This is a genomic window from Stutzerimonas stutzeri (genome assembly GCF_024448955.1).
GTDB classification, from domain to species: domain Bacteria; phylum Pseudomonadota; class Gammaproteobacteria; order Pseudomonadales; family Pseudomonadaceae; genus Stutzerimonas; species Stutzerimonas stutzeri_AQ.
The window spans coordinates 1-15,173 of the sequence record NZ_JAMOIH010000023.1 but is presented as its reverse complement, the minus strand read 5'-3'; the positions used below and the strand labels follow the sequence as shown (position 1 = coordinate 15,173).

Here is a 15,173-nt window from a genome sequence, read left to right as displayed (position 1 = left end):
AATTGCCCTGTTTTTGCGCTCAACTTTGGCCAGCACCGGCCGACTCCATGACGTGCGCTTATCTTTCAAGGGATTTTCTGATGCAGTCTGTCGACATATTCGCCAACCTCTCCGTGGGCAAGAAGCTGTTGCTCGGCTTCGCCATGGTGCTGTTGCTGACCCTGGGAGTCGCCGGGACCGGCTTCTTTGCCGTGGATTCGATCCTGACCCGCTCGTCTCAGACGGATCAGCTGGCGGCCATCAACGCCGCGATTCTCGACGCACGCAGTCAGGAGCGCGATTACGCCCTGACCCGCAGCGACGCTTCGGCCGCTGCGCTGCGCGATATTCTGGACCAGCTCAACAGGGACCTGGACGATCTCGCCAAAGTCTCTAGCGCTGAGGAACAGGCGGCGCTTGAGCAGATCCGAAGTGACGCGGCGATCTATGCCCGACAGTTTGCCGACTATGGCGTACTGATTAGCAAAGGCGTGGAACTGCGTAAGCGCATGGCCGATGCCGCGCAGACCAGCCGTGAAGAATTCGAATACATCGAACTGGACATGTACGACGCGGTGCGCGTCCTGCGACTTGAGGGCGATCACCTCAAGGGCAGTGATCCATTGACGGTCGCCGAGGCGGCATCGGGCCTGACCAAGCGCATCCTCGATCTGCGCACCTTCGAAAACCTGTTCATCAGCGACAGCTCCCAGGAAGCCAAGGACGCCTGGAACGAGGCCTATGGCGATGTCACTACCATTGGCACCAGTCTGAAGACTTGGATCAACGACGAACAGAAAGCCACCATGGATGGCGCGCTAGCCGCGCTTGCCATCTACGAACAAGCCTTCGGCGAGTTCCAGCGTTATCGCTTGGAGCGGGTTGCCTTGGAAGAGGCCATGGTCGGTCAGGCACAGCGGATACTCGATACCGCCGACCAGGCTCTGGCAGTGGCTAACCAGGCGATGCAGAGCCAACGCAGCAGTGCCTACTGGTTGCTCGCGGTCATCACGGCCTTGGCTGTCATCATCGGTCTGGCGGCGGCTACGGCGATTTCCCGCATGGTCGTCGTGCCGCTGCGCTATACGGTGCAGCTGGCGCAGCGCGTGGCGGACGGTGACCTCACTCAATCGCAAAAGGTCACGCGCCGTGATGAGCTTGGCCAGTTGCAGCAGGCCATGTTTGGCATGACCGAAAGCCTGCGTACCCTGATCGGTCGCATCGGCGGTGGCGTAGGGCAGATTGCCGCTGCCGCCGAGCAGCTGTCGGCCGTCACCGCGCAAACCAGCGTTGGTGTACAGAAGCAGCGTGAGGAGACCGATCAGGTCGCCACCGCGATGCATGAGATGGCCGCAACCGTGCAGGAAGTCGCGCAGAACGCTGAGCAGGCATCTAACGCTGCTCGCCAAGCGGATCAGCAGGCCCGTCAGGGCGATCTGGTTGTCAAGGAAGCTATCGGCCAGATCGACAGCCTGTCCGGCGAAGTAGAGCAGTCGGCCCATGCCATCGAAGAGCTGAATACTGAAAGTGGACGCATCGGTAGCGTGCTGGAGGTGATTCGCGCGGTTGCCGAACAGACCAACCTGCTCGCGCTCAACGCTGCGATCGAAGCGGCTCGCGCGGGTGAGCAGGGCCGCGGTTTTGCCGTGGTGGCCGATGAAGTGCGCGCGCTGGCGCGTCGCACCCACGATTCCACCGAAGAAATCGAAGGCCTGATCGGCAATCTGCAGCGTGTTGCGCAAAATGCCGTCGAGCAGATGCAGACCAGCCGTGAGCTGACCCAGCGCACGGTCGATCTGGCCAGCGAAGCCGGTACCGCACTCGAACGCATCACCGAGTCGGTGTCGACCATCGAGCAGATGAACCAGCAGATCGCCGCCGCTGCCGAGGAGCAGAGCGCGGTCGCGGAGAACATTTCCGAGAGCGTGACGCGGGTGCGCGACATCGGTGAGCAGAGCGCCAGCGGTAGCGAGCAGACCGCCGCGTCGAGTGCGGAACTGGCGCGCCTGGGCGTCGAATTGCAGGGGCTGGTGGCGCGTTTCCGCACCTGATACTGCCCGCTTGTTGCAATGAAGCCCCGGCCCGCCGGGGCTTTGTCGTTTATGACGCTGAACTCCATTGAGCCTCCACCGCTCTAGAAAGAAACGCGGCCGTCGCCGCCCGCCGTGGAGATGCTCGATTGAACACCCCGTCGCTCGTTATCGTCATTCCCGTTCCGGGAGCGATCCGCCGATGAAAACCACCGCGTTCGTTGCAGGCGAATCCCGGTTGAAGCGGGCGATTACCGGCCCGGCGCTGTTCCTGTTCATCCTTGGCGATGTGCTGGGCGCCGGTGTCTATGCGTTGGTGGGCAAGATTGCCGGCGAGGCGGGCGGCGCGGTCTGGGTGCCGCTGCTGGTTGCGTTGGGCTTTGCGATGCTGACCGCGGCGTCCTACGCCGAGCTGGTCACCAAATACCCCAAAGCCGGTGGCGCCGCCGTGTTCGCGGAGCGTGCATTCGGCAAGCCGCTAATCTCTTTTCTCGTGGGGTTCTGCATGCTGGCGGCCGGCGTGACCAGCGCGGCCGGGCTTTCGCTGGCGTTTGCCGGCGATTATCTCGGCGCCTTTCTGGACACCCCGGCGGTGCCCACCGCTCTGGTGTTCCTGACGGTCGTCGCATTGCTCAATGCGCGCGGCATCAAGGAATCCCTCGGCGCCAATGCGGTGATGACCGTCGTCGAAGTCTCGGGTCTGCTGTTCGTCATCGTGCTGGCTGCGCGCTTTCTTCTGAGCGGGCAGGGCGAGCCGGCGCGGGTGATGGAATTCACCCCCGGCGTGTCGCCGGCCATCGCCGTGTTGGGTGCGGCGCTGATTGCCTTCTATTCCTTCGTCGGCTTCGAGGTTTCGGCCAACGTTGCCGAAGAGGTCAAGGATATCCGGCGCAACTACCCGCGCGCTTTGTTCGGTGCGCTGCTGGTGGCCGGGCTGGTCTATGTGGGCGTCGGCGTCGCGGCAACGGCCATCCTTTCCCCAGCGACGCTGGCCGAATCCTCTGCGCCCTTGTTGGAGGTCGTACGCGCGACCGGCTATGCCATACCGGACTGGCTGTTCGCTGCCGTGGCGCTGGTGGCGGTGGCCAATGGCGCGCTGCTGACCATGATCATGTCCAGCCGCCTGGCCTACGGCATGGCCGATGAGGGGCTATTGCCGTCAATGTTGACTCGCGTGCTACCCGAGCGGCGTACGCCCTGGCTGGCGATCATCGTCACCACCTTGCTGGCGATGATTCTCACCGTGACCGGTACGCTGGCGGCGCTGGCCGAAACCGTGGTGCTGTTGCTGTTGTTCGTGTTCATGAGCACCAACGTGGCGGTGCTGGTGCTGCGCAGGGATCATGTGGCCGCGCCGCACTTCCGTACGCCTACGCTACTGCCGATACTAGCGATCGGCTCCTGTCTGGTACTGCTTTCGCAGCAGGACGCGGGCACCTGGCTGCGAGCAGGATTGTTGATGGCGCTTGGCGCCTTGCTCTACGGTTTTGGCCGTTGGCACAAGAATCGTCGGGCTAGCGCGCGTTGAGATCAGCCGCCCACTCGGCGAGTGGCAGTCCCGGCTCCTGTTGCCAGATACGCTGCCAGATCTGCATCAGGCGATCCATGTCACCACGCTCGGCGGGCAGCCGCTCGACATGCGTGATCAGCTGCCAGTCATCGCCGTTGTGCTCGGCCAGGGCAAAACGGAAGGGGTGGAAACCGGTCATGCCAAGGCGCAGGTCGGTAACCAGAATCTGGCCGTCGATCTCGTCATAACGCAGCACGCCTCCGGTAAACCACTGCAAGCGGGTGTGTTGCGGCGAGTTCGTGAGATGCGCGGCGAGGCGTTCTCCGCGCTGGATGCGCACCAGTTGCGGCGGCGTCTCGTCGAACCAACTGACCAGCGTCTCGTAGTAGACGTCGCCGTCCACCAGAATGACCCGCCACAGGAGGCTGTTGAAGGGCGTGGGCGTGGTGAATACCCGTGCGTTTTCGATGCCGTTGCTGGCCATCGCAGCCTCGACTTGTCGCTCGGCCATCTGCTTGCCCGCCAGGGTGAACCCCAGATACAGCGATGACACGATCAGTGCGAGCGCCGGCCCGCGGACGTTGCGCCCCTGCAAGCCGAATATGGCTCCGGCAAGCACAGCAAGCAGCAAAGGCACGCTGTACAAAGGGTCAATGATGAAGACGCTGGACCAGGCCGCCGGTGGCGGAGTTAGGGGCCAGAACAGCTGAGTGCCGTAGCTGGTGAACGCATCCAGCAGGACGTGGGTTATCAGCACCAGCCAGATCGCAAAAAACAGCCGTATGCCGGTGTAATTCGGATTCGGCCGTATTCGTCGAGCCAGCCAGGCCAGCGCTACGGCAAGCAGGCTGAGCACGAACAGCGAATGGCTGAAGCCGCGGTGATAGGTCATGTCGGCGACTGCGTCACCGTAGTCGATTACCACGTCGAGGTCGGGTAGCGTGCCGAGTACCGCGCCGTACAGCAGGGCTTTACGTCCTTGCCAGCGACCGAGCAGGGATGCGTGAACGGTAGCGCCGAGAAGGGCCTGGGTAATCGAGTCCATGCAGAAATCCATCTGTTGCGAGCGGGCTACAGTAGCCGAACCGACTCGCCTGTAGCGGCTCGAAATCATATAAAAACGTGTCCACGTCGCCCGGCTCGTGGACAATGCTTGTTCATTTTTGATTTATGAAGGGCCGATGCTCGACATATCCAATAGCGTGCAGCTACCTGACAGCGAGATCGAGCTGACCGCTATTCGCGCTCAAGGTGCTGGCGGCCAGAACGTCAACAAGGTTTCCAGCGCGCTGCATCTGCGCTTCGACATCAACGCGTCTTCCTTGCCGTCGTTCTATAAGGAGCGCCTGCTGGCGCTGCGTGACAGCCGCATCACCAGCGACGGCGTGATCGTGATCAAGGCCCAGCAATACCGCACTCAGGAACAGAACCGCGCCGATGCGCTCGAGCGGTTGGCCGAACTGATTCGCAGCGTGGCGAAAGTCGAAAAGGCGCGGCGGCCGACACGGCCGACGCTGGGGTCGAAAAAACGACGCCTCGAGGGCAAGAGCAAACGCGCCGCGATCAAGGCCGGGCGCGGGAAGGTGGATTTCTAGGCGCCGCTCAGGCGTGTCAGTGCGTGCCTGTGCGCTGCTCGACGATTGTATCGTTGGGCACGCCGTCGTCGGCTTCCGGCTCGGTGGCCGGGGTTTCCGTGCTATCGCCTTCAGGCGTATCGGGCATCAGCTCCAGCACCGTATGGCTGGTACGCAGCATCGGCGTGAAGTGGCCATGCGGCTCGGTGACCAGATCGATTACCCGGCGAGAGCGGAAGTAGGAATAGATGGCGAGAAACGCCAGCGTGACGGCGAAGAACACCGGCAGGGCTTTGGGGCCGAGAACGCTCATCAGGCCGCCGGCGACCACCGGACCGAAGGCGGCGCCGAAACCGTTGGCCAGCAGCAGGCCGCTGGAGCCGGACAGAATTTCGTCCGGATGCAACTGGTCGACCATCTGCGCCACGGCGATGGAATAGATCGAGAAAGCCAGACCGCCCCAGAGAAACATCATGCCCAGCATCAACGGGCCGGATGACAGCGGTGTAATCAGGCCGCCAAGGACTGCCGCGATCGCTACGACCCAGAGCATCACCAGGCGACGGTCATGCTTGTCGGAAAACAGCCCGATGGGCCACTGCAGAACGGCGCCGCCGAGGATGGTGATACTCATCAGCAGACCCACGCCGGACGCATCGAAGCCGCTCTGCGAAGCGTAGACAGGCGCCAGGCCCCAGAAACCGCCGAGGGTCAGGCCCGAAATTCCCGCAGCCATCAAGGGGAGCGGGGCGATTCGAGCCAGTTGCAGCAAGTCGGTCGCCGGCATGTCGGGCTGTGCGGGCTGCGCCTGGCGGGTCAGCGTGATCGGCATCAGCGCGGCGCAGATAAGAATGGCGGCCAGAGCGAACAGGGTGAAATTCATCGGGCTATCGAGGCTCAGCAATTGCTGAGCAGCCGCCAGCGAGCCGAGGTTGACTGCCATGTACAGAGCGAATACCTGGCCGCGTTTTTCACCGCTGACCTGGGCGTTGAGCCAACTCTCGATGACCATGTACAGCGTGACCAGCGCGACACCGTAAAGTACGCGCAACATCAGCCATACCCAGGGGTTGACGATCATCACGTGTAGCAGCACGGCGATCGCTGCCAGTGCGGCGTAAAAAGCGAAGGTGCGGATATGGCCGACACGTCGGATCAATGACGGGGCGAGCCAGGTGCCGACGAGAAAGCCAGCGAAGTAACCCGACATCAGCAGGCCGATCATCCCGGTGGAGTAGCCCTCGGCGATGCCGCGAAGCGTTAGCAGCGTATTCAGCAAGCCGTGGCCGAGCAGTAGTAATGCAACGCCACCCAGCAGTGAACTGATGGGGGCTAATAACGACGTCATGGCGAACAACCTTATGCAAATGGTCTGGGTGACGAGCCGATCGACTAGAAGCGGCTAACCGTTAAAGCATCCAGAACGGGTGACAACCTGCATCACCGTTGCGTTCAGCGTATGCGGTTTGGGCAGCAGTTTGCGCTGAGGATTCAAAACGCCCGGCAATCTCCAGTGAAGCCTGTCAGCGCGGCTTGCTGCTTCAACGTGCCGACTCAGCGTCCAGCAAAGCCGTTACGGCTGAGCGGCTCCGCCCATATAAGCGTTCAGCTTGGCTCAAGCTTTCCGTTTTGTCCCGGTAGGAGTGTTGCGATCAGGGCGCGAACGCTACCCGGCAACGCCTCCAGATCGCGCACCAGAATGCTGCGTTCGCGCACCGCCCAGGGCTCGTCCAGCTCCACCGTCGCCAGCTGCATCGTGCGACTGTGCCGGATCGCGGCGGACTCGGGAATTATGCCGATGCCGACACCTGCCTCGATCATCCGGCACACCGCCTCGAAGCTGGACAGCTGGATGCGCAGCGACAGGTTGCCGCCGAGCTTTTCCACCTGGTTGCGCAGAAAGGTCAGCAGGGTGCTGCCCTCGTGCAGACCGATGTGCTGGTAGGCCAGCGTCTGGCGCAGGCTGACACGCTTTTCGGTCGCCAGCGGATGGCCGACTGGCACTGCCAACAGTAGGCGATCGGTGCTGAAGTGCAGCACCTGCAGGCCTTGTGCACGCACCGGGCCGGCGATGATACCCATGTCCGTGCTGCCATCGAGTACGCCACGGACGATGTCGCGACTGAGGCGTTCCTGCAGATCGACGGTGACGCCGGGGCGCTGGGCCAGAAAGCCCGCCAGCACCTCGGGCAGGAATTCGGTTACCGCCGTGGTGTTGGCGAAGATGCGGATGTGCCCGGCATTGTCCGCGCCGTATTCGGTGAATTCACTTTTCAGGTAATCGACCTGGCGCATGATCAGCCGCGCGTGTTGCAGTAACCGGTTGCCTGCCGGTGTCAGCTCCACGCCGCGGCTGTCACGGTACAGCAGGCGGCTGTCGAGCTGGCTTTCCAGGGCCTTGATCCGTGCGCTGGCGGCCGCTGGCGAGAGATGCGCACGGCGTGCACCCTGGGTCAGGCTGGGGGATTCGGCGATATGAATGAACAGGCGCAGATCGGCCAGATCGAAGTGCATGCGGAATTCCTAGAGTCTGTAAAAGCCAGGGGCCGTGTCCCTGGTGATGCTTTGTGTGGCTGCGATTCGCGAGCGAGCTCGCTCCTACGGGTTGGTATGAGGTGAAACGGCGTTCAGGATAGCCGAACGCCGGTGTCGGTAAATACAAATTCTCGGAACGCCGGCTTCGGAGCATGCTGCGGCAAAACAACACAGCCGGAAGCTCGCGATGACCGACCTATCAGCCTGGATTGGCCGCACCGAAGAAACCCATGACCAGCTCAGCCGCAATATGCTCAAGCGCATCGCGGCGACGCTCGGCGAACCGACGCCGGCCCATGGCGAGCCGCTGCCGCCGCTCTGGCAGTGGTGCTTCTTTCAGGATGCGGTCGCCGAAAGCGGGCTGGGTGAAGACGGCCATCCGGCGCGCGGAGGCTTCCTGCCGCCGGCTGACAATCGCAACCGCATGTGGGCCGGTGGCCGCGTGGAGTTCTTCGAGCCTTTGCGGGCCGGCGGTGAGGCGACTCGCGTTTCGACCATCAAGCACATTGAGGAGAAGCACGGCCGCACCGGCGCGCTGCTGTTCGTCACCGTGCAGCACGAGTATCTGCAGGACGGCCGCCTGGCGATTCGTGAAGAACAGGACATCGTCTACCGCGAGCCCAGCCCGCCGAAAACCGTCAGTGGCGAACCGATGGTCGCCGGTGACTGGCGCGAAGCGGTAACACCGACCCCGACGCTGCTGTTTCGTTATTCCGCCGTCACCTTCAACGGCCACCGCATCCACTACGACTGGCCTTACGTCACCGAAACCGAAGGCTATTCGGGGCTGGTGGTGCACGGCCCTCTGATCGCCACCCTCAATCTGCGTGCGTTCTGCCGCGCCAATCCCGATATGCGTCTCCGGCGCTTCGCCTATCGCGGCCTGCGCCCGCTGATCGCGCCGCAGCCGTTCGAGGTCGGTGGCCGCACCGTTGCGCCGGGCAAGGCCGAACTCTGGGCCGGGGACCACAACGGCCTGGCGCAGAAAGCCGAAGTGGAATTTGAGTGAGGTGGGTGGCGGCGGCCCTCAGCCTAGCCCTCCCTTGAAGAGAGTCGCCGGGCTGCGTAGCCCAAGAGCAGCATAGACCAACCCCCTCTCCCCTCAGGGGAGAGGGTAGGGGTGAGGGGAAAACCGCCACCCGTACATGAAGATTCGAGGAACCAGAAACATGAACCCGTACCTGAACGACGAATACAACGCCATCCGCGAAGGCGTGCGCGCCCTCTGCGCCGAGTTCCCCGCCGAGTACTGGCGCAAGATCGACGAGGAAAAGGGCTTCCCCGAGGCCTTCGTCAAGGCACTGACCGAAGCTGGTTGGCTGTCGGCGATGATCCCGGAAGAGTACGGCGGCTCGGGTCTGGGCCTGGCCGAAGCCTCGATCATCCTTGAAGAAGTGAACCGTTGCGGCGGCAACTCCGGCACCGTGCACGGACAGATGTACAACATGTTCACCTTGCTGCGTAACGGCAGCGAGGAGCAGAAGCGCTACTACCTGCCGAAGCTGGCCAGCGGCGAACTGCGCCTGCAGTCCATGGGCGTGACCGAGCCGACCACTGGCACCGACACCACCAAGATCAAGACCACCGCCGTCAAGCAGGGCGACAAATACGTCATCAACGGCCAGAAGGTGTGGATCTCCCGTATCCAGCATTCGGACCTGATGATCCTGCTGGCGCGCACCACGCCGCTGGCCGAAGTGCAGCGTAAGGCCGACGGCATGTCGATCTTCCTCGTCGACCTGCGCGAAGCCATCGGTAACGGCCTGACCGTGCAGCCGATCGCCAACATGGTCAACCACGAAACCAACGAGCTGTTCTTCGACAACCTGGAAATCCCGGCCAGCAGCCTGATCGGCGAAGAGGGCAAGGGCTTCCGCTACATCCTCGACGGCCTCAATGCCGAGCGCACGCTGATCGCCGCCGAGTGCATCGGCGATGGCCGCTGGTTCACCCAGAAGTCAGCCCAGTACGCCCGCGACCGCGTGGTGTTCGGTCGCCCGATCGGCCAGAACCAGGGTGTGCAGTTCCCGATCGCCGAGTCGCACATCGAGCTGGAAGCGGCCGACCTGATGCGCTGGCGCGCCTGCGAGGAATACGACGCCGGCCGCAACGCGGGTGCCGCGGCCAACATGGCCAAGTACCTGGCGGCCAAGGCGAGCTGGGAAGCGGCCAACGCCTGCCTGCAGACCCACGGCGGTTTCGGCTTCGCCAACGAATACGACGTCGAGCGCAAGTTCCGCGAGACCCGGCTGTATCAGGTGGCGCCGATCTCCACCAACCTGATCCTGTCGTACGTGGCCGAGCACTTGCTCGAGCTGCCGCGCTCTTTTTAACGCTCCCAGCCCACCCTACCGCTGGACTGTAGGGTGGGCTTCAGCCCACCAAAGGAGCGAAAGGAGAGACGCCATGCACATCGACCACCTTGACCACTTGGTGCTAACCGTTGCCGACCTCGACGTCACGACGGATTTCTACAGCCGCGTGCTCGGCATGCAGGCGGTGACCTTCGGCGAAGGACGCAAGGCGCTGGCGTTTGGTGGGCAGAAGATCAACCTGCACCAGGCCGGGCGTGAATTCGAGCCCAAGGCCGAGCGCCCGATGCCGGGTTCGGCGGACCTCTGCTTCATCGTCGCCACGCCGCTGGAGGAAGTCATCGCGCACCTCGGGCGGCAAGGCGTCGCCATTCTCGAAGGCCCGGTCCAGCGTACCGGCGCCACCGGGCCGATCCGCTCCGTCTATCTGCGCGACCCTGACCTGAACCTGATCGAACTATCCAATTCACTGGAGCCGACCGCATGAGCCAGCACACCCAAGCGCTGACCGAATTTCTCGCCGGGCTGCACTACGAGCAGATTCCCGATGCGGTGCTTGCCCGCACCGAAGACCTTTTCCTCGACTGGCTCGGCTCCGCTTTGGCCAGCGCCGGTTCGCACCCGATCCCTCTGTTCGAGCGCTATGCGCAGACAATGGGTCCGGCGTCCGGTGCATCGCACATCTTCGTCAATCGCAGCAGCAGCTCCGCCTATTTTGCCGCGCTGGTGAACGGCGCCAGCTCGCACCTGGTGGAGCAGGACGACCTGCACAACAGCTCGGTACTGCACCCGGCCACCGTGGTGTTCCCGGCTGCACTCGCAGCGGCGCAGGACTTGGGCAAGTCTGGTCGCGACCTGCTGGTTGCCTCGGTCGCTGGCTACGAGGCGGGCATTCGCATCGGCGAATTCCTCGGCCGTTCGCACTACCGCATTTTCCACACCACCGCGACCGTCGGCACCCTCGCTGCCGCGGTGGCGGTGGGCAAGTTGATGGATTTCGACCAGAAGCAGTTCACCAATCTGCTGGGCAGTGCCGGCACTCAGGCCGCTGGCTTGTGGGAATTCCTCCGTGATGCCGCCGACTCCAAGCAGCTGCACACCGCCAAGGCTGCCGCCGATGGTCTGCTTGCGGCCTACCTGACCGCTGAAGGATTGACGGGCGCGCAGAACATTCTCGAAGGCGAGCAGGGCATGGCCGCCGGGATGTCGAAGGACGCCAATCCGAGTGCGCTCTCCGATCGCCTCGGCAGCCGCTGGGCGCTGGCCGAAACTTCGTTCAAGTTCCACGCCTCCTGTCGCCATACCCATCCGGCGGCCGATGCGCTGCTGGACCTGATGCAGCGCGAGAAGCTCACCGCCGAAAATATCGCCAGCGTCACCACCCACGTGCACCAGGGCGCCATCGACGTGCTCGGCCGCGTGGTGGTGCCGCAGACCGTGCACCAGGCCAAGTTCTCCATGGGCACGGTGCTGGGCCTGATCGCTCTGTATGGCAAGGCCGGGCTGACCGAATTCCATACCCACGCCCTTACCGACCCGCGTGTCGGCCAGTTCCGCGAGAAGGTCTCGATGACGCTCGATTCTGAGGTGGATGGCGCCTATCCGGCGCGCTGGCTGGGCCGCGTCGAGGTAACCACCACCGACGGCCGCACGCTGCACGGCACCATCGACGAGCCCAAGGGCGATCCGGGCAACACCCTGAGCCGCGCCGAGCTGGAGGACAAGTTCCAGCGCCTGGTGCAGTTCTCCGGTGCGCGCAGTGCGGATGAGGCGAACGCCTTGATCGAGCAGGTGTGGCGGCTGCGTGAGATCGACGATCTGAACGTTTTCCGCTGATTGCGATAGCTGGTGGGCTGAAGCCCACCCTACGGGCTGGATCAATGTGCTGAAGGCAACTCGTAGGGTGGGCCGGGTGGCGTTCCGCTTCAGCCCACCAGGACGGCGAAAGACGAAAAGGGAAACAACCCGTAGGAGCGACGTTGGTCGCGAATTATCGCCGAAGCGTTCGCGAGCAAGCTCGCTCCTACAAGCATGGCCCGCGAACGCACCGTCTGGCCTGAACCGAATTGCAGGAAAACGAAATGAACGACATAACCACCAAACCCCGGCCCCTCGACGGCATCACCGTGGTCAGCCTCGAACATGCCATCGCCGCGCCGTTCTGTACGCGCCAGCTGGCCGATCTCGGTGCCCGCGTGATCAAGGTCGAGCGGCCCGGCTCTGGCGATTTTGCCCGGGGCTATGACGAGCGCGTCGACGGTCTGGCTTCACATTTCGTCTGGACCAACCGTTCCAAGGAAAGCCTGACCCTGGACGTCAAACAGGACGCCGCCTCGCAGGTGCTGGACCAGTTACTGGCCAAGGCCGACGTGCTGGTGCAGAACCTCGCGCGCGGTGCCGCCGCGCGCATGGGGTTGTCCTTCGAGGCGCTGCACGAACGCTTCCCGCGCCTGATCGTCTGCGACATTTCCGGCTACGGCGAAGGAGGGCCCTACGAACAGAAGAAGGCCTACGACCTGCTGATCCAATCCGAGGGGGGCTTCCTCTCCGTCACCGGCGGGCCGGGTGAGACCGAGATGGCCAAGGCCGGTTGCTCCATCGCCGACATCGCCGCCGGTATGTATGCCTACACCGGCGTGCTCTCGGCGTTGATGCTGCGCGACAAGACCGGCGAGGGCAGCCGCGTGGACGTCTCCATGCTGGAAAGCCTCGTCGAGTGGATGGGCTACCCGCTGTACTACGCTTATCAGGGTGCCACACCGCCGCCGCGCGCTGGCGCCGCCCACGCCACCATTTACCCCTACGGACCGTTCCCCACCGGCGACGGCGGCACCGTGATGCTCGGCCTGCAGAACGAGCGCGAATGGCTGCTGTTCTGCGAGAAGGTCCTGCTGCAGCCGGAACTGGCCCAGGACGAGCGTTTCTCGGCGAATTCCAAGCGCTCGGAAAATCGTGCCGAGCTGCGCGCCATCATCGTCGAGGCGTTCTCCAGGCTAACCGCCGAAGAGGTGATCGCTCGTCTGGACAACGCACCGATCGCCAACGCCCACGTCAACGACATGGCCGGCGTCTGGGCGCACCCGCAGCTTCAGGCCCGCCAGCGCTGGAGCGAGGTGGACAGCCCGTCCGGCAAGTTACCTGCGTTACTGCCTCCAGGACGCAATACCGCTTTTGAGCCGCGTATGGACCCGATCCCCGCGCTGGGCCAGCACACCGATGCGCTGCTCGCCGAGCTGGGCTATGCGGCCGGTGATATCCAGCGCTTGCATGAGCAGGGCGCGGTGTAAACCGCCGTGTAATCGATTCGAGAAGGAACGCAGCATGACATCTGCCATCATCCGCACCGCTCTGTTCGTCCCGGCGACCCGCCCCGAGCGTATTCCCAAGGCACTGGCGACCGGTGCCGACGCGGTGATCGTCGACCTCGAGGATGCGGTCGCCGAGAGCCAGAAGAGCGAGGCGCGCGCCAATCTCGACGAGTTTCTCCATACCCATCCGCAGGCCCGCGTGCTGGTTCGCATCAATGCGCCGACCCACGCCGAACAGGCCGCAGACCTAGCCCTCTGCGCGCGGCACGCCGGTGTGATCGGCGTCCTGCTGCCGAAGGTGGAAAGTGCGGTGCAAGTGGCGCTGGCGGTTGGCTGCGGCAAACCGGTGTGGCCGATCATCGAGAGCGCCCGCGGGCTTGCTCATCTAGCGGAAATCGCCCATGCAAAGGGTGTCGAGCGTCTGTCGTTCGGCGCCCTGGACCTGGGATTGGATCTGGGGCTCGCGAGCGGCACCGCAGGCGCCGAGCGCATCCTTGACCAGGCCCGCTATGCAGTGCTGTTGCAGTCCCGGCTGGCTGACCTGGCGCCGCCGCTGGACAGCGTTTTCCCCGACATTAAGAACCTGCACGGCCTCGCCCAGGCGGTTGCCGATGCCCGCGACATGGGCTTCGGCGGGCTGCTGTGTATTCACCCCAGCCAAGTGGCTGTGGTGCACGAAACGCTGATGCCCAGTGTTGAAGAACTCGACTGGGCACAACGCATCCTCGCCGCCGGCGCGTCCGGCGATGGGGTCTTCGTAGTGGACGGACAGATGGTCGATGCGCCCGTCATCGGTCGCGCCCGTCGTCTGCTGCAGCGTGCCGGGCAAGGAGTGTCCTGACGGCAATCCACCCGGCACTCGTACCAAATCTGACAAAAACAACAGAGGTACCACCATGCTGAAAACCACCGTAAAAGCACTCGCTTGCGCGCTTTCCCTCACCGCCGGCCTGGCCTTCGCCGATCCGATCACCATCAAGTTCGCCCATGTGGTGGCGGACAACACGCCGAAAGGGCAGGGCGCCCTGATGTTCAAGAAGCTTGCCGAGGAACGGCTGCCGGGCAAGGTGAAGGTCGAGGTCTATCCGAACTCTTCGCTGTTCGGCGACGGCAAGGAAATGGAAGCCCTGCTGCTGGGCGACGTTCACATGCTGGCGCCGTCGCTGGCCAAGTTCGAGCATTACGCCAAGCCCATCCAGATCTTCGATCTGCCGTTCCTGTTCGACGATATCGCCGCGGTCGACCGCTTTCAGGCGAGCCCGCATGGCCAGGGGCTGCTGAGCAGCATGGAAGACAAGGGCATCACCGGGTTGGCTTACTGGCACAACGGCATGAAGCAGCTGTCATCCAACAAGGCGATGCACGAGCCCAGGGACGCGCGTGGCCTGAAGTTCCGTGTCCAAGCCTCCAACGTGCTCGACGAGCAGTTCAAGGCGCTACGCGCCAACCCGCGCAAGATGAGCTTCGCCGAGGTTTATCAAGGGCTGCAGACCGGTGTGGTCAACGGTACCGAGAACACTTGGTCCAACTACTTCAGCCAGAAGGTGCATGAAGTGCAGCCGTACTTCACCAACTCCGAGCACGGTGTGATCGACTACATGGTGATCACCAATACCAAGTTCTGGAAAGGGCTGCCGGAGGACGTTCGTAGCGAGCTGAAAGCGATCATGGATGAGGTCACCGTCGAAGTGAACCGCCAGGCCGACGACCTGAACCGCGAAGCGCGTGATGCCATCGCCAAGGCAGGTACCAGTGAAATCATCGAACTGACCCCCGAACAGCGCGCCAAGTGGCGCGAGGCGATGCAGCCGGTTTGGAAGAAGTTCGAGAATGAGATCGGCAAGGATCTGATTGAAGCCGCGATGGCAACCAACGAGTCCTGATAGTCGCTGACGCCCAATGAGAAAGGCCCGCGTAACCAGACT

General features: G+C 63.4%; 13 protein-coding genes. 10 read left to right on the top strand and 3 right to left on the bottom strand.

Translation table 11 applies throughout. The features are described from left to right. The first annotated feature begins 80 nt into the window (after positions 1–80). Complete coding sequence (locus tag NA645_RS19405) at positions 81–2,030, top strand: HAMP domain-containing methyl-accepting chemotaxis protein (RefSeq protein WP_256050307.1); 1,950 nt, start codon at positions 81–83, stop codon at positions 2,028–2,030. A gap of 181 nt (positions 2,031–2,211) precedes the next feature. After that, positions 2,212–3,537: an APC family permease gene (locus NA645_RS19400; RefSeq protein ID WP_256050306.1), complete on the top strand. Its 1,326-nt coding sequence runs from the start codon at positions 2,212–2,214 to the stop codon at positions 3,535–3,537. Here the strand turns inward: NA645_RS19400 and NA645_RS19395 are convergent. Next, positions 3,524–4,564, bottom strand: coding sequence for a metal-dependent hydrolase (locus tag NA645_RS19395; protein ID WP_256050305.1), 1,041 nt, complete (start codon positions 4,562–4,564; stop codon positions 3,524–3,526). The genes NA645_RS19400 and NA645_RS19395 overlap by 14 nt on opposite strands. A gap of 136 nt (positions 4,565–4,700) precedes the next feature. Here NA645_RS19395 and arfB point away from each other — a divergent pair, with 136 nt between their 5' ends. Beyond that, entirely contained in the window at positions 4,701–5,114 is a 414-nt protein-coding gene (gene arfB / locus NA645_RS19390) for an alternative ribosome rescue aminoacyl-tRNA hydrolase ArfB (RefSeq protein ID WP_256050304.1), read from the top strand. 16 nt (positions 5,115–5,130) lie between these two features. On the opposite strand, the gene NA645_RS19385 is transcribed toward arfB, so the two are convergent. After that, positions 5,131–6,441, bottom strand: coding sequence for an MFS transporter (locus NA645_RS19385; RefSeq protein WP_256050303.1), 1,311 nt, complete (start codon positions 6,439–6,441; stop codon positions 5,131–5,133). Between the two features lie 257 nt (positions 6,442–6,698). Then, on the bottom strand, positions 6,699–7,607 hold the full coding sequence (locus NA645_RS19380; RefSeq protein WP_131650406.1) for a LysR substrate-binding domain-containing protein: 909 nt from the start codon (positions 7,605–7,607) through the stop codon (positions 6,699–6,701). A gap of 208 nt (positions 7,608–7,815) precedes the next feature. Between NA645_RS19380 and NA645_RS19375 the strand changes: the two genes are divergently transcribed. The 7 genes from NA645_RS19375 to NA645_RS19345 all read left to right on the top strand — a co-directional run bounded on the left by NA645_RS19375 (position 7,816) and on the right by NA645_RS19345 (position 15,131). Next, complete coding sequence (locus NA645_RS19375; protein WP_256050302.1) at positions 7,816–8,637, top strand: FAS1-like dehydratase domain-containing protein; 822 nt, start codon at positions 7,816–7,818, stop codon at positions 8,635–8,637. Positions 8,638–8,797: 160 nt separating this feature from the next. Then, positions 8,798–9,961 (top strand): acyl-CoA dehydrogenase family protein, encoded by a 1,164-nt coding sequence (locus NA645_RS19370; protein ID WP_256050301.1) that lies wholly within the window; start codon positions 8,798–8,800, stop codon positions 9,959–9,961. A gap of 73 nt (positions 9,962–10,034) precedes the next feature. Further along, positions 10,035–10,427, top strand: coding sequence for a VOC family protein (locus NA645_RS19365; RefSeq protein WP_256050300.1), 393 nt, complete (start codon positions 10,035–10,037; stop codon positions 10,425–10,427). Next, positions 10,424–11,776: an MmgE/PrpD family protein gene (locus NA645_RS19360; protein ID WP_256050299.1), complete on the top strand. Its 1,353-nt coding sequence runs from the start codon at positions 10,424–10,426 to the stop codon at positions 11,774–11,776. Before NA645_RS19365 ends, NA645_RS19360 begins: the two co-directional genes overlap by 4 nt. 245 nt (positions 11,777–12,021) lie before the next feature. Continuing rightward, positions 12,022–13,227 carry a CaiB/BaiF CoA transferase family protein gene (locus tag NA645_RS19355; protein WP_256050298.1) on the top strand — a complete coding sequence of 402 codons (1,206 nt, stop codon included), beginning with the start codon at positions 12,022–12,024 and terminating at the stop codon, positions 13,225–13,227. Positions 13,228–13,261: 34 nt separating this feature from the next. Further along, positions 13,262–14,089, top strand: coding sequence for an HpcH/HpaI aldolase/citrate lyase family protein (locus tag NA645_RS19350; protein WP_256050297.1), 828 nt, complete (start codon positions 13,262–13,264; stop codon positions 14,087–14,089). A gap of 55 nt (positions 14,090–14,144) precedes the next feature. Beyond that, positions 14,145–15,131, top strand: coding sequence for a TRAP transporter substrate-binding protein (locus NA645_RS19345; protein WP_256050296.1), 987 nt, complete (start codon positions 14,145–14,147; stop codon positions 15,129–15,131). The last annotated feature ends 42 nt before the right edge of the window (positions 15,132–15,173 follow it).